Annotated in this window: 15 protein-coding genes, 1 tRNA gene, 2 rRNA genes and 1 pseudogene (1 of these 19 running past the window's edge); 2 read left to right on the forward strand and 17 right to left on the reverse strand. The window is 38.2% G+C overall.

Annotated elements, in window-relative coordinates; genetic code table 11:
* The 11 genes from IGK86_RS10190 to dnaE form a co-directional block, all read right to left on the reverse strand.
* Positions 1-213 (reverse strand): 23S ribosomal RNA (locus IGK86_RS10190); it reaches 2,700 nt to the left of the window's first position.
* A gap of 176 nt (positions 214-389) precedes the next feature.
* Positions 390-462 (reverse strand) — tRNA-Ala (locus IGK86_RS10195).
* Positions 463-541: 79 nt separating this feature from the next.
* A 16S ribosomal RNA gene (locus IGK86_RS10200) occupies positions 542-2,102 on the reverse strand.
* Together the 16S and 23S rRNA genes with 1 tRNA gene alongside form the textbook arrangement of a ribosomal RNA operon.
* A gap of 644 nt (positions 2,103-2,746) precedes the next feature.
* Positions 2,747-4,255: a HAMP domain-containing sensor histidine kinase gene (locus IGK86_RS10205; protein WP_002363430.1), complete on the reverse strand. Its 1,509-nt coding sequence runs from the start codon at positions 4,253-4,255 to the stop codon at positions 2,747-2,749.
* A 10-nt stretch (positions 4,256-4,265) separates the two neighbouring features.
* On the reverse strand, positions 4,266-4,952 hold the full coding sequence (locus IGK86_RS10210; RefSeq protein ID WP_002355954.1) for a response regulator transcription factor: 687 nt from the start codon (positions 4,950-4,952) through the stop codon (positions 4,266-4,268).
* 157 nt (positions 4,953-5,109) lie between these two features.
* Complete coding sequence (gene gndA / locus IGK86_RS10215; protein WP_002355953.1) at positions 5,110-6,531, reverse strand: NADP-dependent phosphogluconate dehydrogenase; 1,422 nt, start codon at positions 6,529-6,531, stop codon at positions 5,110-5,112.
* Between the two features lie 204 nt (positions 6,532-6,735).
* Complete coding sequence (gene rpmF / locus IGK86_RS10220; protein WP_002355952.1) at positions 6,736-6,915, reverse strand: 50S ribosomal protein L32; 180 nt, start codon at positions 6,913-6,915, stop codon at positions 6,736-6,738.
* A 56-nt stretch (positions 6,916-6,971) separates the two neighbouring features.
* Positions 6,972-7,541: a YceD family protein gene (locus IGK86_RS10225; protein ID WP_016617642.1), complete on the reverse strand. Its 570-nt coding sequence runs from the start codon at positions 7,539-7,541 to the stop codon at positions 6,972-6,974.
* Between the two features lie 372 nt (positions 7,542-7,913).
* On the reverse strand, positions 7,914-9,671 hold the full coding sequence (pyk, locus tag IGK86_RS10230; RefSeq protein WP_002355949.1) for a pyruvate kinase: 1,758 nt from the start codon (positions 9,669-9,671) through the stop codon (positions 7,914-7,916).
* A gap of 64 nt (positions 9,672-9,735) precedes the next feature.
* On the reverse strand, positions 9,736-10,698 hold the full coding sequence (gene pfkA / locus IGK86_RS10235) for a 6-phosphofructokinase (RefSeq protein ID WP_002355947.1): 963 nt from the start codon (positions 10,696-10,698) through the stop codon (positions 9,736-9,738).
* 172 nt (positions 10,699-10,870) lie between these two features.
* Positions 10,871-14,200, reverse strand: coding sequence for a DNA polymerase III subunit alpha (gene dnaE, locus IGK86_RS10240; protein WP_002366416.1), 3,330 nt, complete (start codon positions 14,198-14,200; stop codon positions 10,871-10,873).
* 117 nt (positions 14,201-14,317) lie between these two features.
* Between dnaE and IGK86_RS10245 the strand changes: the two genes are divergently transcribed.
* The gene (locus IGK86_RS10245) at positions 14,318-14,503 is read left to right on the forward strand and encodes a YjzD family protein (RefSeq protein WP_002355945.1); all 186 of its coding nucleotides are present in this window, start codon (positions 14,318-14,320) and stop codon (positions 14,501-14,503) included.
* A 54-nt stretch (positions 14,504-14,557) separates the two neighbouring features.
* Here the strand turns inward: IGK86_RS10245 and IGK86_RS10250 are convergent.
* The 3 genes and pseudogenes from IGK86_RS10250 to IGK86_RS10260 form a co-directional block, all read right to left on the reverse strand.
* A pseudogene (locus tag IGK86_RS10250) lies at positions 14,558-15,754 on the reverse strand (multidrug efflux MFS transporter).
* A 208-nt stretch (positions 15,755-15,962) separates the two neighbouring features.
* Positions 15,963-17,369 carry an NCS2 family permease gene (locus tag IGK86_RS10255; protein ID WP_016617641.1) on the reverse strand — a complete coding sequence of 469 codons (1,407 nt, stop codon included), beginning with the start codon at positions 17,367-17,369 and terminating at the stop codon, positions 15,963-15,965.
* 151 nt (positions 17,370-17,520) lie between these two features.
* Positions 17,521-18,150, reverse strand: coding sequence for a DUF1361 domain-containing protein (locus IGK86_RS10260; RefSeq protein ID WP_025193989.1), 630 nt, complete (start codon positions 18,148-18,150; stop codon positions 17,521-17,523).
* A 151-nt stretch (positions 18,151-18,301) separates the two neighbouring features.
* Between IGK86_RS10260 and IGK86_RS10265 the strand changes: the two genes are divergently transcribed.
* The gene (locus tag IGK86_RS10265) at positions 18,302-19,105 is read left to right on the forward strand and encodes a Cof-type HAD-IIB family hydrolase (protein WP_002355941.1); all 804 of its coding nucleotides are present in this window, start codon (positions 18,302-18,304) and stop codon (positions 19,103-19,105) included.
* Between the two features lie 114 nt (positions 19,106-19,219).
* Here IGK86_RS10265 and IGK86_RS10270 read toward each other — a convergent pair whose 3' ends face one another.
* The 3 genes from IGK86_RS10270 to ndk form a co-directional block, all read right to left on the reverse strand.
* Positions 19,220-20,305, reverse strand: coding sequence for a hypothetical protein (locus IGK86_RS10270; RefSeq protein ID WP_010775687.1), 1,086 nt, complete (start codon positions 20,303-20,305; stop codon positions 19,220-19,222).
* A gap of 142 nt (positions 20,306-20,447) precedes the next feature.
* Complete coding sequence (gene aspD, locus IGK86_RS10275; protein ID WP_002355939.1) at positions 20,448-22,058, reverse strand: aspartate 4-decarboxylase; 1,611 nt, start codon at positions 22,056-22,058, stop codon at positions 20,448-20,450.
* Positions 22,059-22,217: 159 nt separating this feature from the next.
* Positions 22,218-22,631, reverse strand: coding sequence for a nucleoside-diphosphate kinase (ndk, locus tag IGK86_RS10280; RefSeq protein ID WP_002383435.1), 414 nt, complete (start codon positions 22,629-22,631; stop codon positions 22,218-22,220).
* Positions 22,632-22,699: the final 68 nt, after the last annotated feature.

Here is a 22,699-nt window from a genome sequence, read left to right on the forward strand (position 1 = left end):
CAGGTACTAAGATGTTTCAGTTCTCTGCGTCTACCTCTAATCAGCTATGTATTCACTGAAAAGTAATATCCTATAAAAGATATTGGGTTCCCCCATTCGGAAATCTCTGGATCATAGCTTACTTACAGCTCCCCAAAGCATATCGGTGTTAGTCCCGTCCTTCATCGGCTCCTAGTGCCAAGGCATCCACCGTGCGCCCTTATTCACTTAACCTTATCAACCTTACGGTTGGGTCTTGATCACTTCTTCTAGCGATAGAAGGTTAATCAATAAATAAGCAATTGAACTTATTAAAAAACTCATTCAACGCGGTGTTCTCGGTTTGTTTTGATTCTTTTTACTTCAATATCCAGTTTTCAATGAACGAATCTGATAGCAAAAGCTATCAATGGAGCCTAGCGGGATCGAACCGCTGACCTCCTGCGTGCAAAGCAGGCGCTCTCCCAGCTGAGCTAAGGCCCCGAATTTATTTGATTGAGAGTAGACCTCTCAAAACTGAACAAAGTAAAGACGAAATGTGTATTTCCGTAATATTCCTTAGAAAGGAGGTGATCCAGCCGCACCTTCCGATACGGCTACCTTGTTACGACTTCACCCCAATCATCTATCCCACCTTAGGCGGCTGGCTCCAAAAAGGTTACCTCACCGACTTCGGGTGTTACAAACTCTCGTGGTGTGACGGGCGGTGTGTACAAGGCCCGGGAACGTATTCACCGCGGCGTGCTGATCCGCGATTACTAGCGATTCCGGCTTCATGCAGGCGAGTTGCAGCCTGCAATCCGAACTGAGAGAAGCTTTAAGAGATTTGCATAACCTCGCGGTCTAGCGACTCGTTGTACTTCCCATTGTAGCACGTGTGTAGCCCAGGTCATAAGGGGCATGATGATTTGACGTCATCCCCACCTTCCTCCGGTTTGTCACCGGCAGTCTCGCTAGAGTGCCCAACTAAATGATGGCAACTAACAATAAGGGTTGCGCTCGTTGCGGGACTTAACCCAACATCTCACGACACGAGCTGACGACAACCATGCACCACCTGTCACTTTGTCCCCGAAGGGAAAGCTCTATCTCTAGAGTGGTCAAAGGATGTCAAGACCTGGTAAGGTTCTTCGCGTTGCTTCGAATTAAACCACATGCTCCACCGCTTGTGCGGGCCCCCGTCAATTCCTTTGAGTTTCAACCTTGCGGTCGTACTCCCCAGGCGGAGTGCTTAATGCGTTTGCTGCAGCACTGAAAGGCGGAAACCCTCCAACACTTAGCACTCATCGTTTACGGCGTGGACTACCAGGGTATCTAATCCTGTTTGCTCCCCACGCTTTCGAGCCTCAGCGTCAGTTACAGACCAGAGAGCCGCCTTCGCCACTGGTGTTCCTCCATATATCTACGCATTTCACCGCTACACATGGAATTCCACTCTCCTCTTCTGCACTCAAGTCTCCCAGTTTCCAATGACCCTCCCCGGTTGAGCCGGGGGCTTTCACATCAGACTTAAGAAACCGCCTGCGCTCGCTTTACGCCCAATAAATCCGGACAACGCTTGCCACCTACGTATTACCGCGGCTGCTGGCACGTAGTTAGCCGTGGCTTTCTGGTTAGATACCGTCAGGGGACGTTCAGTTACTAACGTCCTTGTTCTTCTCTAACAACAGAGTTTTACGATCCGAAAACCTTCTTCACTCACGCGGCGTTGCTCGGTCAGACTTTCGTCCATTGCCGAAGATTCCCTACTGCTGCCTCCCGTAGGAGTCTGGGCCGTGTCTCAGTCCCAGTGTGGCCGATCACCCTCTCAGGTCGGCTATGCATCGTGGCCTTGGTGAGCCGTTACCTCACCAACTAGCTAATGCACCGCGGGTCCATCCATCAGCGACACCCGAAAGCGCCTTTCACTCTTATGCCATGCGGCATAAACTGTTATGCGGTATTAGCACCTGTTTCCAAGTGTTATCCCCCTCTGATGGGTAGGTTACCCACGTGTTACTCACCCGTCCGCCACTCCTCTTTCCAATTGAGTGCAAGCACTCGGGAGGAAAGAAGCGTTCGACTTGCATGTATTAGGCACGCCGCCAGCGTTCGTCCTGAGCCAGGATCAAACTCTCATAATAAAAGTTAGAACAATCTTGCGATTGTTAAGCTCAATTTGTTTGCTAGCATATTGCTTGCTTGTTAAAAATGTTTGTTGTCTTGAATTGAATCAAGACGCCCTACACATTTGGTTCGTCTATTCTTTGTTCAGTTTTCAAAGGTCTACGTTACCTCGCAGCAACTTTTATATCATAACAAACTTTCGTTTGAACGTCAAGAACTTTTTTCAAAAGTTTTTTCAAGTTGTTTTGCTCGGTTGTTGTCGTCTGTTGTGACAACTTCTATATCTTATCATTATCTCAGTTGTTTGTCAACAACTTTTTTAAACTTTTTTGTTATTTTATAACAAAGTTTTTTTGATCAAACGATTGATTTAAAAGCAATCTCTTTAACGACTTTGTTATTCTAACATGTTATTTATCTTTTCGTCAAGAAAAATTTTTAACTTTTTAAAACTTTTTTCTTAACGAACTGTTTGTCAGAACAGATATTAATATACCAAGGATTTTTCTAAAACGCAACTATTATTTTGCAGAAAAATAACATTTTTTTCAATTTCGAACGATGAATATTTTCTGCAAAGAAAACATTCGTTTCTTTATCTTATAATCCCTTTTCTCTTACTGAAATGTTCGTTAATCATTCGTAAAAAAAGCAACGTACTTTATTGTACGTTGCTCTCTTCTTTTATTCCAGCGATTGGAATAAAAATTCTAAAGATTGTTCCTTGATGCAATACGCTTTCTGCATCAATACGTCCTTTATAGTTTTCGACTAATTGTTTTGCAATCGATAGACCTAAGCCATTACCGCCTTTATTTCTTGCACGGGCTTTATCTACTCGATAGAATCGATCAAATATTTTCTCCAAGTCTTCTTCAGTGATTCCTTCACCAAAATCTTGCACAGCTATTTCAAATTCATTCATCGTTCGAGAAATGGAAATATGCACTTCTTTTCGATCTGTTGAATATTTAATCGCATTATCTAATAGAATAATTAGCAATTGTTCAAAGTGATTACGATAGATTTTCAGTTCAACTTCGGTTGGTAAATCGTCATCTAATGTGATATGAAACTCAGGATAAACCAATTGGAAGTTATTAAATACTTGGTAGACTACTTGTTTAGCATCTGTTCGTTCATTTGCATATTGGGTGTCCACTTGTTCAGCGCGTGAAAGGTCAAGCATTTCTTGGACCAAACTCTTCATACGACTAATTTCTTGTAAACTGGCCTTTAATGATTCATCTAAAATTTCAGGATCGTCTTTCCCCCAACGATTTAAAAGGTTTAAATGGCCTTCCATAATCGCAACGGGCGTTCTTAATTCATGGGAAACATCTTCAACAAACTGCTCTTGTTGTTCGATATAGCGTCTCATACGATCTAACATTTCATTAAAGATTTCCGAGATATCTGCTAACTCATCTCTCGTATTAATCTCCGGCATGTGGACATCTGATTGCGGGTCTTTGCGGATTGTATCCATCGTGTCTCTCAATACTTTTAATGGTTTTAAGAAATAAGAAGAGAGGATAAAGCCTAAGACACTACTTACAATCAGAGAAATCACTTCTAAAACTACAAGTGTTAATAATAAATGATTACGAATTTCATAAAAAGAAGAAAGTTCATAAAACGCTTGAATATAGCCAATTTTTTCTCGTGTTTCTTTTGAAAAAATAGGTTCCACGGAATAAAAACCGGTTTTATCAAAAACGGTTCGAACAACAGGTAATTGTCGATCCAATTGTAATAACTTATCATATTCATTTTGTGTTTTAAAAACTAGCTTTTGGTTTGTGTCATACACAGATAAATAAAGTTCTGGTTGTCCTAGTTCAGATATGAAACTGTCCATTTCCATAAACGAACCTTCTACTGCTGTATGCTTATTATAGTAGTTTTCATCTCTTTCACTCGGCGTTTTTAAATAGTCAAAAACGTCTGTTACCGTTAAATTTTCATTGGCATTAGCTAATCGATTTGTTACTTCTGCAATCGTTGCTTCGACATTTTCCTTTTCTTTGGCAACAATAAGACTGACAGAAGACTTATAGGTAATCACCGCAAAAATGGTAAAAACTACAAATATAAAGAAAGAACTTGCGAAAGCCCACTTTATAGTTAAAGATGGGCCTTCCAGTTCTTTTTTAATCGTTCTTTTCATTAATTAGTTCTCACGAACGCATAACGTAGCCAGTTCCACGGACAGTTTGGATGTAGCTTTCTTCTCCAGGTACGTCAATTTTATTTCGCAAGTAGCGGATATATACATCCACAACGTTTGTTTCTACTTCTGTTTCATAGCCCCAAACTTTATTTAGTAACACATCACGTGCCAAGACAACGTTCACGTTTTCCATTAGCGTTAATAGTAATTCGTATTCGCGTTTTGTTAATTCAATCATTTCAGAATTACGACGAACGACACGATTTTCTTTTTCAATTGTTAAGTCACGATATGTAATCGTTGTTTGTTTTGCAACGTTTTTATCGCCCTCAATATCAATACGACGAAGTAACGCACGTAAACGAGCTAACAATTCTTCAATTGCAAATGGTTTAACAATATAATCATCCGCTCCATGGTCTAAACCAGAAACACGGTCAATTACTGAATCACGCGCAGTCATCATAATAATTGGTGTATTTTTCACTTGGCGAACACGGCGACATACTTCTAATCCATTTAATTCTGGTAACATCAAATCAAGAAGGATAGCATCCCATTCGTTGTTAAGAGCGGCTTCCAATCCTGTACGACCATTGTAGTGTACTTCTGTCGTATACCCCTCATGTTTTAATTCAAGCTCAACGAATCTCGCTAAGTTCTTTTCATCTTCAATAATTAAAATGTTGCTCATTTGATTAATTGTCCTTTCTCTTTAAAAGCTATACTCAAGCTCAACCTTTTTATTCCTTACTACTTATTAGAGAATTACTACTCAATCTGTCTGGTTCTTTTTTAAGCCACAGTAAAACCATGAGCATGGTGAGCCACACTCATGGTCTCCAGCATGTTTATTCTTCGTTGTACCAGCTGTAATGGTAGATTCCTTCTTTGTCTGTGCGTTCGTACGTATGAGCACCGAAGTAATCACGTTGTGCTTGAATTAAATTCGCTGGTAAGCGATCTGAACGATAAGAATCGTAATAAGCAATTGCAGATGAGAATGTTGGTACAGGAACACCTGCTTGAACAGCAATCGCAACAACTTCACGAACGGCTTGTTGATATTTTTTCGTAATTTCTACGAAGTATTCATCTAACAACAAGTTTTCAAGTGCTGGATTTTTTTCATATGCATCGGTAATTTTTTGTAAGAATTGTGCACGGATAATACAACCTGCTCGCCAGATTTTTGCAATTTCACCAAATGGTAAATCCCATCCGTATTCTTCAGAAGCTGCACGGAGTTGTGCAAAACCTTGCGCATAACTCATTAATTTACTAAAGTATAATGCTTCGCGAATTTTTTCAATCAATTCTTTTTTATCGCCTGCAAAGTTAAAGGCTGCAGGTTTTGATAAAATGCCACTTGCTTTTACGCGTTCTTCTTTGTAAGCCGAAATAAAACGTGCAAATACTGATTCTGTAATTAATGGTAATGGTACACCAAGATCTAACGCACTTTGGCTTGTCCATTTACCTGTTCCTTTGTTGCCTGCTGCATCAAGAATAACATCAACGATTGGTTGGTCGGTTCCTTCATCATCTTTACGTGTCAAAATGTCAGCCGTGATCTCGATAAGGTAACTGTCTAATTCGCCTTCGTTCCATTCTTTGAAAATCTCTGCCATTTCATCAACAGATAAACCTAAGATTTGTTTCATTAAATCGTAGGATTCAGCAATTAATTGCATGTCCCCATATTCAATCCCATTATGAACCATTTTTACATAATGTCCAGCACCATTTGGGCCAATGTAAGTCACACATGGTTCACCGTCTTCTGCTTTAGCTGAAATTTTTTCAAGAATTGGCGCAACTAACTCATACGCTTCTTTTTGTCCGCCAGGCATGATAGATGGTCCTTTCAAGGCTCCTTCTTCTCCGCCAGAAACGCCAGTACCAATAAAGTTAATTCCTGAGTTTGCTAGTTCTTCATTACGTCGCATTGTGTCTTTGAAGAACGTATTACCGCCATCAATTAAGATGTCGCCTTTATCAAGGTGTGGTAACAATTCTTGGATTGTCGCATCTGTTGCAGGTCCAGCTTTAACCATCAACATAATTCGACGAGGTTTTTCAATCGCATTCACAAATTCCTCAATTGAGTATGTTGCTTGAAAGTTTTTGTCAGGATGTTCTTCAACCACTTCTGTTGTTTTTGATCCTGTACGGTTATACAGCGCAACTGTATAGCCTCTGCTTTCAATGTTTAAAGCAAGATTTTTTCCCATGACAGCCATGCCGACTACGCCAAATTGTTGTTTTGTCATTTTATGACCTCCTATATTATAATCAACGAAAATTCTATGAGCATTCTCTTATAATCCTCACTATTATAACGCACTATCTTTCATATGAAAACAATATAGTGCCAATAAATTTCCAATTTCTTCATATTTTCTTAAAAAAATACAAATCCCCTAGGCTCCATGGTTAGCCTAGGGGATTCAACATTTCAAAAAATGTTTTTATGCTTATGCTTCTTTAGACATTACGTCTTTTCCATCGTAGTGACCACATGCTGGACATACGTGATGGCTTTTTTTCATTTCACCACAGTTTGAGCATGCATTTAAGCCTTTGATTGTTAATTTGTAGTGTGTGCGACGTTTTGCTTTTTTCGCTTTAGAAGTTCTTCTAGCTGGTACTGCCATTGTTGTTCCACCTCCTTGTAAAGATGCGTGTATTTACATACACAATATATTCCAACCTAGCTGTTATCTTCCTCTTCAGCATTATCGCTGAGTAATTCTGATAGTTTAGCCAGACGAGGATCCACTGTTTGTTCTGCTGCTTTCTGCTTACTTTCCAAATATGCTTCTTCTGAAATCACTTCCCAGTCATTGCCACTTGGCATTTCTTGACTGTTTTGTTCTTCTTCTGTAAGCACTTGAATTGGAATGGACAATAGAATGTTGTCTTCGACAGATTCATCTAAATCAATTGTTGGCTTGTCCAATAAAATAATCTCTTCAGCTGCAAATCGTTCATCTCTTGTATCCATTTGTTCTTTTGTCATAAAGACTTCATCGACCGTGATTTGCATTGGCAAAGCCACAGGTTCTAAAGAACGGGATGAAGGAACGGTTACAGTTACCTGAATAGTGTAATGAAGTAAATATTCTGATTTATTGACTGCTAATAAGCCTTCTACTTTGATTGGACTTACATCCAACAAGGCATCATCTCGTTGAAGAAGCTCTTCTTTAAGATGCAATGTTTCTGAAAACACTAGCGGCTCTTCTTTGTATTTATTTAATTCTAACAAAGACCACTTCATAATTATCACTCCTAAGCAACAAAAGCTATTATACAGGGGTATGAAAGCTTTGTCAATGAAATTTTCTTGACATCCCTTTCTTATTTCCTGTTTTTCTTTCGTTTTTTTTATAATTGTTTTTCTGTTGAAGATAACTTAGCGCTTATTTAATTAAATAACAAAATTTTTGTGTGAAATAACATAAATAATTTAAAACTCAGACATAATTTTACTATTTGCGCCCAACTCTTTATTTACTGAATACGTGTTTCTGAACATTTCATACTACTGTCTTCCTTGTAAAAAAAGCTGAGACAAACTGACGAATCGGTTTGTCCCAGCTTTGCGTCCGAGTACATATTGCTTAAAATCAAATGATTGAATTAATTAGACTTAGATAGCTGTTGTTGCTCCGCGGTAAACAATACCACGACGAGGATCAACAGTAATCACTTCGTCATTATTAATTAATGATGTTGCATCTGCAGCACCTACGATAACTGGAATATTTTGCGCAATCGCTACAACAGCTGCATGAGAAGTTAAACCACCTTCTTCAACAACTAATGCTGATGCTTTTTCAATTGCAGGCATGTATTCTTTATCTGTTGTTTTTGTAACTAAAATAGCTCCTTCAGTCGCTTTAGCAACTGCTTCTTCAGCAGTTCCTGCCACAACGGCTTTTGCAATAATTGCTTCTTCGCCGACACCTTGACCTTGAACTAATTTAGAACCGATCATTTGAATTTTCATTAAGTTTGTTGTGCCTTTTTCGCCAACTGGAACACCAGCAGTGATAATGATTAAATCACCTTCTGAAGCATAACCTTCTTCTTGTGATACTTTTGAAGCTAAATTAAACATTTCATCTGTGCTTGATGGTTTGTCAGCAACTGTTGCGTAAACACCCCATGATAATGATAAGCTACGTGCTTTTTGTTCTGAGAACGTAATTGCAACGATATGTGCTTTTGGACGGTATTTAGAGATCATACGTGCTGTATGGCCTGATTCTGTTGCCGCAACGATTGTTTGGATACCCAAGTTACGTGCTGTATGGCCAACAGATTGTCCGATTGCTTCAGTCATATCTGTTTTGCTATATAATTTCAATGCGAATGAATCTTGGTTAACTAATGTTTCTTCTGTACGAACTGCAATACGAGCCATTGTTTGAACAGCTTCTAATGGGTAATCCCCTGCTGCAGTTTCGCCTGATAACATTACTGCATCTGTTCCATCGTAGATTGCGTTTGCTACGTCATTTGCTTCCGCACGTGTTGGACGTGGGTTACGTTGCATTGAATCTAACATTTGTGTTGCAGTGATAACTGGTTTACCTAAAGCATTACATTTTTTAATTAAAGCTTTTTGGACAACTGGAACATCTTCTGTTGGAATTTCAACACCCATGTCACCACGAGCAACCATTAAACCATCAGAAACTTTTAAGATTTCATCGATATTATCGATACCTTCTTGGTTTTCGATTTTAGGAATGATTTGGATGTGTGTTGCGTTTTCTTCTTCTAAAATTTTAGTGATTTCTAAAACGTCAGAAGCACGACGAACGAAGCTAGCTGCGATAAAGTCAATTCCTTGACCAATTCCGAAACGGATATCGTTAGCATCTTTTTCAGTGATCCCTGGTAAGTTTACAGAAACGCCTGGTACGTTAACGCCTTTTTTGTTTTTCAAGACGCCTTCGTTTTTAACAACTGTTACGATTTCGTTTGCATCACGGTCGATATCAGTTACTTCTAAATCGATTAAACCATCATCTAAAAGAATGTGTGAACCTACGTTTACATCATTGATTAATTCTGGATAAGTGATTGAGAATTTTTCATTTGTTCCTAAAACTTCTGTCATAGAAATACGTACTGAATCACCAATTTTCATTGTGATTGCGCCATTTTCCATGTCATTTGTGCGGATTTCAGGACCTTTTGTATCTAGTAAGATCGCTACGCGTTTCCCTGTAATTTTTACAGCTTCACGAATGTTTTTAATACGAGCACCATGCTCTTCGTAGTCACCATGTGAAAAGTTCAAACGGCAAACATTCATACCTGCATTAATTAAGTTTACTAGCATATCAACGGATTCACTAGCTGGTCCAATCGTACATACGATTTTCGTTTTTTTCATTACTAAAACGCTCCTATTCCAAATTTGTTTATACAAAGCTAATAAGATTAGCTAATATACAAGATTAAAAAGAAATTTCATGATTTAACTCATAAAGAGATAAATCTGGTTTGTGTTTATTGTTTTCTAACGTGTCAATAATATCAGCTGCAACTACTTGGTTATCTAACATACCGATACATAAACCGCCTTTGCCTTCTTTTAGAAGTTCAACAGCATATGACCCAAATTTACTTGCTAATACACGGTCACGAGCACTTGGCGAGCCCCCACGAACCACGTGTCCTAAAATTGATACACGCGTATGGAAATCACCGTATTCAGAAAGTTTATCAGCAAATTCATTTCCGCCCATTACGCCTTCTGCTAAAATGATTAAGCAATGTTTTTTCCCGCGGTCGCGGCCTTCTTGAATACGTTTGGCAACGTTTTTCATATCAAAATCATGTTCAGGAATAATGATTTCATCTGCTCCGCCTGCCACGCCTGACCACAATGCGATATCACCAGCGTTACGTCCCATTACTTCGATAACGAATGTACGAACATGAGAAGTCGCTGTATCACGAATTCGGTCAATTGATTCCAAAACAGTGTTAATTGCTGTATCAAAACCGATTGTGAAATCTGTTCCAGGAATATCATTATCAATTGTTCCAGGAATTCCAACAGCGGGGAAACCACGTTTTGTCAAAGCCATTGCGCCATGATAAGAACCGTCTCCACCAATAACAACTAAGCCTTCAATACCGAATTTTTTCAATTGTTCGATTCCTTTTAATTGCCCTTCTTCAGTAGCAAATTCAGGATAACGAGCAGAGTACAAGAATGTTCCACCACGTTGAATCTTATCGCCAACGTCAGCAACATCTAAACGACGGATGTCGCCTGCGACTAAACCGGCAAATCCATAGTTAATACCGTAAACTTCGATTCCATCAAAAATACTTTTGCGTACGACTGCACGAATTGCAGCGTTCATTCCAGGGGCATCTCCCCCGCTGGTTAAAATACCAATGCGTTTCATTCGCTATTTCACCTCATATAATATACTTTCAACTGCCAAAAGAAACCTTTTCGCAAAAATTGATATACAAAAATATTACGTCATTCATTTTACCATTAAAGAACCAAAATGTCTTGAGTTAAGAAGAAAAAAATGAAAAAAGTTGAAAACAACTAGTATTTTTTACCGTAAATCATTTGAAAATGACGTTTTGCTCGCCTAAAACGTAAGCTAATTGTTGCTGACTAGCGCTTGTATGAGCGACCCAATTTTCTTCATTTAATACTATTTTCTTTCCTGTTTTTTCAAAATAGACAATCACTGGAATGTGTCCAGCATGACGACTGAGTACCTCTTTCATTTTCTGAAAAACGTCCGTTTGTTCGACATCTTTTGTAATTCTGATAAAACACGTTTCGTCACTAATTGATGTTTCTACTTGTTGCGCTTTTTCTATTCGTTGAACCAATATTTGCAATTCTTGATTGTACGTACTGCGTTCCACTTTTCCTTCCACATAATAAACTTGCCCTTTCTCGACACTCTGTCTTAACTGGCGAAAAACAGTTGGGAACAACGTTAGTGAAATACTTCCTGTTGTATCATCCCCATCAACAAAGGCCATTTGTTCTCCCTTTTTGGTCCGAATCGTCCGAATGTTTTTGACATAAATCAATAATTTCGTGGGCTGATTTTCAACAAGTTCATGAACAAGTTGCGTTTGCTTGGCTAAGCGTGTTTTTTTGAACTCTTCTGTCGGATGTCCTGATAAATAGACCCCTAAATATTGTTCTTCTTGTTCTAGTCGCTCTTCTAGCGGATAATCGGCAATTTCTTCTTCCTTTGGCTTCAACGTTTCTAACAAATCCATACTACCACCGCTGAGAAGAATACTTTGGATATTACTCTCTAAACCTACCGCTAATTGACGGCGATTGGGTGCAATTTCGTCAAATGCACCGATGGCAATCAATGGTTCGATATTTTCAACTTTCAACCACTTACGGTCAATTCGCAAAAGAAACTCATCGAACGTTTTGTACGGTCCATTTTCTCGGCGTTCATTTAAAATATTTTGAATGAAGTCTCGGCGGATTCCTTTTAAAGAACTAAAACCAAATAAAATTTGCTGTTGCTGATTTAGGTAAAAGCTGTAGTGACTTTGGTTAATTGACGGCTGCAAAATCGTCTGCTTGTTTTTTCTAGCTTCGCCAATATATTCTTTGATTTTTGTTGGATTATGACGAACAGAATGCAACAATGCGACATAAAAAGCACTCGGATAATGAACCTTCAAGTAAGCCATTTGAAAACCAATAAAGGAATAGGCAAATGCATGCGAGCGGTTAAAGCCATAATTAGCAAAGCGCTCAATATAATCGTACACTTGGTTAGCTGTTTCTTTGGGATAGCCTTGTTGTAACGCACCATTAACAAAATGATTCCGTTCTTCATCTAGCACATCTTTTTTCTTTTTACTAATGGCCCGACGTAAAATGTCAGCTTGCCCTAAAGAGAAGCCTGCCATTTTCGCAGCAACTTGCATAATCTGCTCTTGGTAAACAATAATTCCGTACGTATTTTCTAAAATGGGGGCAAGACTAGGCTCTGGATAACTAATTTGTTCCAAGCCTTTTTTCCGGCGGATGAAAACATCAATATTTTGCATCGGACCAGGACGATACAGGGCATTGACAGCAGCAATATCTTCAATGCTAGTTGGCCCTAATTTTCTTAATACATTCCGAATTCCAGCAGATTCAAACTGGAAAACGCCACTTGTTTCCCCTTTTCTAAATAAAGCCAGCGTTGTTTCGTCATCTAATGGAATCTGATTTAAACGAATGGTTCGATTATAGACGCGTTTAACAGCTGTGAGGGTATCATCAATGATGGATAAATTTCTTAAGCCCAAGAAATCCATTTTCAGAAGACCAATTTTTTCAACATCATTCATAGTAAATTGGGTCAATAAAATTTCATTCGATCCTGGTTGTAACGGAACCAAATTCAAAAGATTTTCATCACTAATTACCACACCTGCTGCGTGCGTAGAAACATGACGAGGCAATCCTTCTAGCTGAACAGCTGTTTTATAGAGCAATTGATTATTTGGTGAAAAATTGACCAATTCTTGCATCCGTTTCGACTCTTGGTACGCTTCTTCTAACGTAATTTTCAGCTTGTTTGGGACAGCTGCCGACCAACGATTCGCTTCACTCTGGGACAACCCGAAAACACGTGCAACGTCCCGTAAAACCATTTTCGCAGCCATCGTACCAAACGTGGCAATTTGCGCCATGTGATAATGACCATATTTTTGACTGACATAAGCTAAAACTTCCTCCCGCCGATTATCAGGAATATCTAAATCAATATCGGGCATCGTGTAGCGTTCTGGATTCAAAAAACGTTCAAAAAGCAAATCATATTTGATTGGATCTACATCTGTAATTGATAACACATAGGACACTAAAGAGCCTGCAGCTGAACCTCGGCCAGCGCCTGTAACAATTTGATTGTTATGACAGAAGTCCATCACATCCCAAACGATTAAAAAGTAATCATCAAAGCCCATATTGTGAATGATGGTTAACTCTTTTTCTAATCGTTTTTGGTAAACTTCATTTAGATGAGGCACTCTTTCTGGTAATTTTTCTAAACACAATGTGCGTAAATAAGAACCAGCCGTTTGATTATCAGGCACAGGAAAATGCGGTAATAATTTTTGATGTAAAGGAATGTCAACTCGGCAATTTTCAGCTAGCTGAATCGTATTCTGGACCACTTCTGCACCAGCTATTTGAAGCATTTGTTCCATCGTCGTCTCTGCTTCACGCAAGTAATTCAGACCTTCTATTTCCGGTGTTTGGCTTGTAATATTCAATTGATTATTTTCTTTGATGCTCTCAAGAACAGTTACGGCAAAGCCTTCTTCCCTTGTTAAATGACGTACCTCTTGCAAAGCCACGCCAGGTAATTGTTCTCTTTGGTAAAAAGAAAAGAGCGCTGGATTGCGTTGTTGATTCATTGAAAAAGAATGTTCAACAAATAACGACTGGGGATCAAAATATGAAGCAAGTTGTTGGAAAGCGTGAACCGCTTGTTGTTCATCTTCAAAAAATGTTTGGGCGACTTCTCCTTTAGCTGACAAAGTCACGGCAAATAAATCACTTAATAAGGATTGATGTTCTGCTAAGTAAAAGGGACCCTCTGTCGTCATTTTGCTGCTAGATAGTTGCATTAATTGCTGATACCCTTTTAAATTTTTAGCAAATAAAAGCAATTCGGAATGCCCTTCTTTTTCTGCTGGGGTATATTCTAATCTTAAACCGATAATTGGTTGAATTCCCGCTTCTTGGCATGCTTCATAAAATTCAACCGCCCCATGCAAGACATTGATATCGGTAATCGCTAATGTTTGATAACCTAACGCTTTCGCTTGTTTTACATAGGAACGAATCCTAACCGTACTAGATAAAAGCGAATAGGAAGTAACGGTATGTAATTGTGGAAATGACATTGGACAGCTCCTTTTTGAATCCTTGCTATTTTTTGCCTCTTCTCTTATTTTCCTATCGCGGATTCTTTACTTTTAAAGAAAATATGCTAAACTAAGAGCTAGAAAAGAGGTGCTCATATGCGTTATCTTGTTGTATTTTTCTGGACCTTCGCATTAGGCCAAGTCGTTGGATATATCGGCGGTGCATTATCTGGTGGTTCATACGACTTTAAAATGACAACGATTCTATCGTTGGCAACAGCCGTTATTATTTTATTAATTGCACACTTTGCAGTACCGAAAGAAACCAAACCTGTTAAATAAGAAAAAACCAGTTACTAAAGTTATTGTAACTGGTTTTTTTATCTTTTCAACTGTTTAGAGCTTTTTATTTAAAACTTTTCGGAAATTAAAGAAGGACAGCCCAATGTTTCCTAAAACGAAACAAGCGGTTACCAGAAAAACAGAAGAATAGCCAAAACCATGGGCAACTGTCGACCCTACCATCGGCCCTAAAACTTGACCGAAATTACTACACATCTGATTGTAACTATAAACTCTACTTACGCCCTCTGTTGGCGTTATTTTACTAATTAACGTATTAATTGATGGCATTAAAGCACCTGTTGAAAAACCTAGAAGGAATCGTAAAACACCTAACTGAAAAGGTGTTTGCACAAACGCCATGGGAATGTAACAAATAAAAGAAAGAATTAATCCGCCTAATAAAACTTTTTGGTTCCCAATGCGGTCCCCAATTTTTCCCAAAGTTGGAGAAGAAATAATTGCTGAAACGCCGGCAATCGAAACAATCAAACCACTAACAAATAATACATTCTCTGTATCGCCACTTAAAGATCGAATATATAATGTTAAGATTGGGCTGATACTTGTAATTCCTAATTATAAAATTAACGTAGTCACAAACAAACCAATCAATACTGAAACATGATCCATCTTACTAAAAATTTCTTTCGTCGTTAATAAATCCTTTTTCTCAACTGGTTGAAAATCTTCTTTAACTAAAAAGATAGTCAACAACGTTGTAATGAATAAAATAACGCCGGTAATAATAAAGACATTTTCCATTCCAAACCACTGTGCCAACGCACCGCCAATCGATGGCGCAATTAACGTCCCAGCAATTGCACCTGTTGATAATGTCCCTAGAGCCCAGCCATTTTTCTCTTTTGGCGCTTGCGACGCAATCATCGCTGTTGCGTTAGGAATATAGCCAGATAAAATCCCGTTCATAAAACGCATAATCAACAGCCAGTATACATTAGGGACAAATGCTAACGCCCCCATTGTGATCGTCATTCCTGCTGCAGCCCGAATCATCATAATTTTCCGACCTTTTCGATCAGCTAAATTTCCCCAAATCGGTGCAACAATCGCAGCAGCAAACGCCGTGACAGAAATTGCCAATCCAGAAAACAACTCTACTTGACTCTTAGGCGTCCCTAATTGTTCAACATATACTGGAATAAACGGCATAACTAAGCTAATACTCGCCCCTGTAAAAAAGCAACCAATCCATGCGACTAACAAATTCTGCTTCCATTTTATTTTCATACTTTTATCCACCTTATCACCTCTTCACCTACCACTATACTCTAAAAGAGTGAATCTCTCAAAAGAAAATTCTTTTAAAAAAAGTCTGGCAGACCGGTCAAAACGACCAATCTGCCAGACTTCTTAACACTTGGGCTTAAGATAAATAGCTGAACAAATGCAACACCTTCGAAGCTAACCGCTGTTATCTCAGCCTCACTTCTGTTTACTATAAAATAGCTAAGATTACAAAGTTTAAGATAAACAACGCATCAATGACCCAAATAATTGGTGAAACTTCTTTGGCTTTTCCTTTGACTACTTTCACCACTGCATAAAAGATGAACCCAGCAGCAATCCCATAAGAGATGCTATAACATAATCCCATGAAAATTGAAGCAAAAAATGCTGGAATCGCATCTTCTAAATCCGTCCAATTGATGTCTTTGAAAGAAGCTAACATCATAATTCCCACTAAAATTAACGCTGGAGCCGTAGCTTGTGCTGGCACAATAGCAATAAGTGGTGAAAAAAGACTACTTAGGGCAAATAGAATTGCTACCACTACCGATGTCAAACCTGTTCGACCACCCGCACCGATTCCTGCTGCACTTTCTACATAAGTTGTCGTATTCGATGTACCAAAAATCGCACCGATAGATGTTGCAATAGCATCTGCAAATAGAGCTTTGTCCATTTTAGTGCTGAAGCCCTTACTATCTTCTAAAGCTAATTCATCTTCTTTAGAGAAAATTCCTGTTCGACGTCCCGTACCGATAAATGTTCCAATTGTATCAAACGTATCTGATAAACTGAAGGCAATAATGGTCATTAAAACTTGAGGAATTTTTGAAGAATCGCTAAACAATGACTGTAAGCCCTTAGCACCAAAAGCAGCGCCAAAAGTTGTACCTAATTCTTTAAATGAATTGCCCAACGAATTAGCATGCCAATCAACCGAAGCAGTGTCTACCACCCCCATTGGAATTGCGACTAACGTAGTAACTACAATGCCAATTAAAATAGCCCCACGAACATTCGTGACAACTAAAATCGTTGTTAAAACTAACCCAATTACCGCCAAAATAATGGCTGGATTATCAAAATTTCCTAAAGCGGGCACGATACTCGAACCATTCACAACACCATTTTGAGGTTCTGCTTGTACTGTGAAACTTAGTAAGCCAGCATTTTTCAACCCTACATAAGCGACAAAAATTCCAATCCCACCACCAATAGCATGTTGTAAACTCTCTGGAATTGCTTTAATAATCATTTTGCGAATTTTTGTCACTGTAATCAAAATATTAATCAAACCACAAATAAAAACCATTGCTAATGCTTGTTGCCAAGTATACCCCATCCCAAAAACGACCGTAAACGTGAAGAAAGCATTGAGTCCCATCCCCGGTGCTTGAGCGTAAGGTACATTAGCAAACAGCCCCATAATTAATGTACCGATGATTGAAGCAATAATGGTCGCTAAAAAAACAGCCTGAAAAGGCATCCCTGTTTCTGAAAGAATGGACGGATTAACAAATAAAATATAACTCATTGCAAAAAAGGTCGTAACCCCCGCCATTATTTCAGTTGATACCGTTGTCTTGTTTTCCTTTAATTTGAAAAACGTATTCATAATTGCACTTCTCTCCCTTAAAATCCATGTTTTCGAATAATTACTCTTTGATTATAAGAGAATCGCTATCTTTTTACAACAAAATATTAACTATTATATATATTTTTCTATATAACGTTCGTGTTTTGCTGATATAAAAAAAGAAAAAGCTTTACATTGCTTCTTCTTTTCCTAATAATTGGATTAGCCCAAACAACAGCATCTGTAGAAACATCATTAATAAAATAAACATTAATTTTTGAAGGGACCAGTCAAAAAAGATAATTTTCACTGTTTCAATTGGACTCATAAAAAGATAGACACTGTGTAATCGATCAAAACGTCCAACATAAATCGCCAAAGCAGACAAGAAATGAAGGCTGGCTTGAAAGACTACAATTGTTCTATAGCCGCAATAACTTTGCAATTTCTGGCTAACAGTTGTTACTGTTTTCATCCCTAAAAGCCCATATATAACAATCCCGCTAGTTAAGCAAACAAACGCCCACCAATCACCAATTTGGTTTGCAAAAATCGTATTAAAGCCTCGATAAATAGATAGCGTTTCTAAATGAAAAAAATCCGTAAATAGGTACGGTGCATTAGGATAAAAAATTAACCAAGCAAAACCTATCAACCAATCCCTTTTACGTTTTTCTGCGTTTAAAAGATAACTAAGTTCAATTGGAATATAGGCTAACAACACGTTCAACGCCATAAAATGAAAATGCGTAGCAAATAACCACGTATAGATACAATAGATTAAGGTGATCACTCGTAAATAATTTCTAGAATTTTTCAAGATGCTCTGCGCTCCTTTTTCAAACGGTTTATTTTAGTGTAGCATACTTCTTAAGCTTTTTTTTAAACCTTATAAATGAACATGCTTCTCCCCTTGATAATCTTCGGTTTTATGCTAGACTGAGTAAAAGGCATTTAGGAGGAATTTTTACTTGAAAAAATTAATTGCTATTGATTTAGACGGCACAACATTAAATGCACAGTCTTTAATCAGTCCAAAAACCGAACAAACACTAAAAAAAGCGATTGACAACGGTCATTACGTCAGTATTGCCACTGGACGTCCCTATAGAATGAGTCATCAATTTTACCAACAACTTGGCCTAACGACCCCTATGGTTAACTTTAACGGCGCTTTAGTTCACATTCCAGAGAAAAAATGGGACTTGGAAAGCGAAGCCAATATTGAGCGTGACCTAGTCTTTGACATTTTGGCACAGAAAAAAGAATTACAATTAGATTTTGTTGCTGCTGAAAACAAAGAAACATTTTATATCGATACGTTAGATGGGTTCGATCCGAAATTTTTTGCTTCCAAAGCAACCTTAGATAATTTACTTACTGCTAAAAATTTACGAACAAATCCTACCTCAATGATGGTTCGGACCACACCAAACCAAGCTGAAAAAGTTGCTGATACATTGACAAAACAATATGGTGATTATATTGATGTCCGCACTTGGGGCGGTCCAATGCCTATTTTAGAAATGGTCGCAAAAGGAATTCAAAAAGCCCATGGCGTTGATCAAGTGGCGAACTTTTTATCTGTCAAACCAGCTGATATCATTGCTTTTGGCGATGAACATAATGACGAAGAAATGTTAAGTTATGCTGGTTGGGGTGTTGCTATGAACAATGCCACGGATAAAATTAAATCCGTAGCCAACGATGTCACTGAAAAAACAAATGATCAAGATGGTTTAGCAGATTACTTAGAAAATTATTTAGATCTATAAAAGGCTAAAATAAAAGTATTTCTTTAAAAAGAACTCACTTTGGTTTAGCTGATAATCTTAAGACTACAAAAGTAGGGCATAAGTCGAAACGACTTATGCCCTACTTTCGTTTTTTTATTCCTTCAATGAATTTTGAAACGTGCTGATTTTTTCAGCCAATCTTTGATAAGTAGTAAAAGACGGATGCTTTAGCTCTTGTTCTTCGTTAACGGATAAAGTTTGTTGTGTCGTAATGGCCTTTGTTAGTGCATCTACAAAATGAATAAAAGAATTGTTGGTTTGTTTATTGTATCCTGGTGAATAATATTTCGATTGACGATAAAAAGGCCGCAGGGCTGTTTCTGTGATTTTTTCCTGTTCATCTGAAAAGTATTCATCATAGCTGACATGTTTTATTTTCTGCTCTTCTGTTATCACTTGAAGTCGAGCGATTAGGCCATTGCCTAAATCTTCTGCGTAACCGATATACGTTTCTTTCGATGGCTCTTTTAGCCAAGTGTCCATCTCTGCTGCTAAAGGCATTAAACCTTCACGCGCAGAAGTTGATGAACCGCGTACCGTATAAAAATTACCTGTGACACGATTTTCGTCACGCATTTGTTTTTCTACATAAGTAATACCATTAACAACGGTGACTAACGTATCGTCTGTACGCGTGTTGCTTGCTTGAAATTCAGGATAATCTGACAGGCGCTTGTTGACACCCGAATAGCGTGTATCATAATAAGGGTCACTAGCAAACTCTGTAAACTCAACATTCAGAATCCGTTGCGTTTCAGGTTCCGTAATAATCTCTACAATGCCGTAATTTCCGCCAGTAAATACACCTTCATTTTTATAATAGTTACCCGTCATTAATCCCAAAGGCGGTTGATTGGACCAAAACATTTTTTCCTTTTTTTCTTCTGGTGTATATTTTGCTGGTGGGGTTGTCCCAAATGTCGTTTGTGTGGCCCCTGTAACCACTTCGTACGTGTATTCATGAGAATCAAAAGTCAATTGATTAGCAATCAGTTCGTCATTTTTAGTCGGCGCTTGTTTTTCCGCCGCAGAAGTCGTTTGATTGGTGACGGTAACTTGCTTCACTTGCTTTGTCTCTTGCGGACCACTTGTTGTTTGTTTCGTTGGCTCTTGATCTGGCGCACAACCAACCAAAATAAATAATCCGATAAAAACCACCATTCCTTTAATATATTTCATTCACTTCTCTCCTTTTTATAAACGCTTAATTTCCTCTTATCTCCAGTGTAGCAAACATTTATAAACCAAAACTGACGGAAAAATGAATAAATAATAAACAAAAACGCTAAGTCTCCTGCAGCTTAAGAGACTTAGCGTTTTTTTATTTAATTGCTTGGCGCTTTTGGCGCAACCACTCTTCTTTAATGTGTTCAGATAGGCGAATCATTCGTTTACCAACTTCACTATATTGGTTAGTAGCTAAATTGGCTAAAGAAATTCGAACTGACCATTTGTCACTCCCGAAAGCATCCGCTTTTAAAAGCATTAATTTTTCTTTTTCTGCTAAAGAGGTTAATACTTTTGTGATCGTCCACGATTTCGTTAAATAGCTTGAAAATTCTGGGCCATAACGTTTTTCTGTCCAATCTCTAAAGTTAATTTCACAATAATATGCTGTATTTAAACTTGCTAAAGGCTCTTCAATGCCTAAGGTGCGGAACAAGAGCTTTTCACGCGTATGACAAATATCCATCACTTCGTCTTTATATGCTTGACCGTCTTTTAACAAAGCATACAAACTAAATAAAGCCATCATCGCTTGCTGAATAGAAGAAAGTCCCGCTGCATGGTTCAACGCAATATCGCGGCTGTCTGCGACTAAGCGGCTGATAAAGTTAATTTGGCTTGTGTCTGCATTCAATGTAGCATAACGTGCCTGTAATTCCATTTTTCGAGCCACTGGCAATTCTTTTAATAATTGATCAAAGATGTTCTCTTGACTAACCGCAATAGTCCCCACACGCCAACCGGTAGCGCCAAAGTATTTAGAATAAGAATAGATACAGGCTGTATTGTAAGGTAACTCCGTAAATAGTGAACGGAAAGCTGGCACAAAGGTTCCGTAAACGTCATCTGTTAAAATCATTAACTTAGGGTTATCCACTGCAACGATTTGTTTGATTTGTTCAATGGTAGGTTTTCCCATAGCATTAGCAGTTGGATTGCTGGGATTTACGACAAAAACCGCTTTGATGGACGGGTCTTTTAGTTTATCAATTTCCTTGTTTGAGTATTGATACGTCGTTTTTCCATCAATAATCATTTGCTCTGCTTTGATTTTAACCACGTCAAAATCATAACGTGGTAGTTCTGGAATTTCTAGATAAGGAGCAAACGTTGGTAATAACAACGCAATACGATCACCTTTTTCTAGTAAATAATTATTTGCCAACGTATCAAACAAGTAACAAATCCCTGCTGTACCACCTTCAACGGCAAAAATATCAAACGGTTGTGCTTCGCTGGAAAATAATTCTTGATTTAAATAGGCTTTAATCGGTTGTTCACACGCCTTCAAGCAACGAACAGGATTCGGATAATTATCCCCAATCACATAGTCTAACATGGCATCTAACCACATTTCCTTATCCATCCCAAAATAGTTATGCTCTGCTGTCCAAATTTCTTGTAAGAAGGTTGCCCCTTTGCTAGGATTTTCTGCTAAAAAGTTTAAGAAGCGTTGCGTTCTACCAAAACTTGGCTGAATCATACCAGCCGTTTGTTCGCTCCCCTCTCTTAACGTTTCTTTTGTAGCAAATTGACCTAATAAAAAAAAGGCTTCCCTTGGTGTTGGCGCCGTCCAATTAGGATTGCCTCGCCCTGCATTTAACAATGTTTCTAAATTATGATTTTCTTCATGTAATTTCTTCTCTAAAAATAGACTTAATTCAAACGGACTAAGGTTTTCTGTCAATTCATCACTTGTTATCATTTTATCCTCCTGAAGCACACGCAGTCATTTAGTATTTAGTATGTAGTCTATACTACTCTTCTACCTCCAGATGTCAACCATTTAAGCGGAATATTCTGACAATTAATAAAAAAGAAACAATCCTTTATAAAAAATAAAGGATTGCTTCTTTTTCGCTGATTAACCAAAGAACCGTTGCATCTCAATTTTTGCTGATTGGACAGAATCAGAAGCATGGATTAAATTTTTGGTGACAGACAACCCATAATCCGCTCGTAAGGTGCCACTTTCAGCATCTAACGGATTCGTTGCTCCAACTAATTTACGCACTTTTTTAACCACATTGTCCCCTACAACGACCATCACAACCACTGGGCCACTTGTCATATAGGCTAATAATTCAGGGAAAAATAGTTCATCTTTTAAATGCTCATAATGTTCCTTCACTGTTTCTACTGTTAGTCGTTCGAATTTAAGGTGCAATAAGTCAATACCTTTATCTTCAAAACGTTGAATGATTTTGCCAACTAACTTTCGTTCAACGCCATCTGGCTTAATAATTACTAAACTTGTTTCCTTCATTTTTTCTTCCATCCCTTTCAAAACTTCCTTTTTCCCTTTCCCAAGGGGTAGCTACAGAATAAAATGAAAGCGGATACTTT

Origin of the sequence: Enterococcus sp. DIV1206, assembly GCF_051712485.1 — a bacterium.
In the GTDB taxonomy this organism is placed as follows: domain Bacteria; phylum Bacillota; class Bacilli; order Lactobacillales; family Enterococcaceae; genus Enterococcus; species Enterococcus faecalis.

What these genes read in the sequence shown, in the direction of transcription:
- IGK86_RS10205 (WP_002363430.1), bottom strand. Translation starts at nt 4,255, where the DNA reads ATGAAAAGAACGATTAAAAAAGAACTGGAAGGCCCATCTTTAACTATA.
- IGK86_RS10210 (WP_002355954.1), bottom strand. Translation starts at nt 4,952, where the DNA reads ATGAGCAACATTTTAATTATTGAAGATGAAAAGAACTTAGCGAGATTC.
- gndA (WP_002355953.1), bottom strand. Translation starts at nt 6,531, where the DNA reads ATGACAAAACAACAATTTGGCGTAGTCGGCATGGCTGTCATGGGAAAA.
- rpmF (WP_002355952.1), bottom strand. Translation starts at nt 6,915, where the DNA reads ATGGCAGTACCAGCTAGAAGAACTTCTAAAGCGAAAAAAGCAAAACGT.
- IGK86_RS10225 (WP_016617642.1), bottom strand. Translation starts at nt 7,541, where the DNA reads ATGAAGTGGTCTTTGTTAGAATTAAATAAATACAAAGAAGAGCCGCTA.
- pyk (WP_002355949.1), bottom strand. Translation starts at nt 9,671, where the DNA reads ATGAAAAAAACGAAAATCGTATGTACGATTGGACCAGCTAGTGAATCC.
- pfkA (WP_002355947.1), bottom strand. Translation starts at nt 10,698, where the DNA reads ATGAAACGCATTGGTATTTTAACCAGCGGGGGAGATGCCCCTGGAATG.
- dnaE (WP_002366416.1), bottom strand. Translation starts at nt 14,200, where the DNA reads ATGTCATTTCCACAATTACATACCGTTACTTCCTATTCGCTTTTATCT.
- IGK86_RS10245 (WP_002355945.1), top strand. Translation starts at nt 14,318, where the DNA reads ATGCGTTATCTTGTTGTATTTTTCTGGACCTTCGCATTAGGCCAAGTC.
- IGK86_RS10255 (WP_016617641.1), bottom strand. Translation starts at nt 17,369, where the DNA reads ATGAATACGTTTTTCAAATTAAAGGAAAACAAGACAACGGTATCAACT.
- IGK86_RS10270 (WP_010775687.1), bottom strand. Translation starts at nt 20,305, where the DNA reads ATGAAATATATTAAAGGAATGGTGGTTTTTATCGGATTATTTATTTTG.
- aspD (WP_002355939.1), bottom strand. Translation starts at nt 22,058, where the DNA reads ATGATAACAAGTGATGAATTGACAGAAAACCTTAGTCCGTTTGAATTA.
- ndk (WP_002383435.1), bottom strand. Translation starts at nt 22,631, where the DNA reads ATGGAAGAAAAAATGAAGGAAACAAGTTTAGTAATTATTAAGCCAGAT.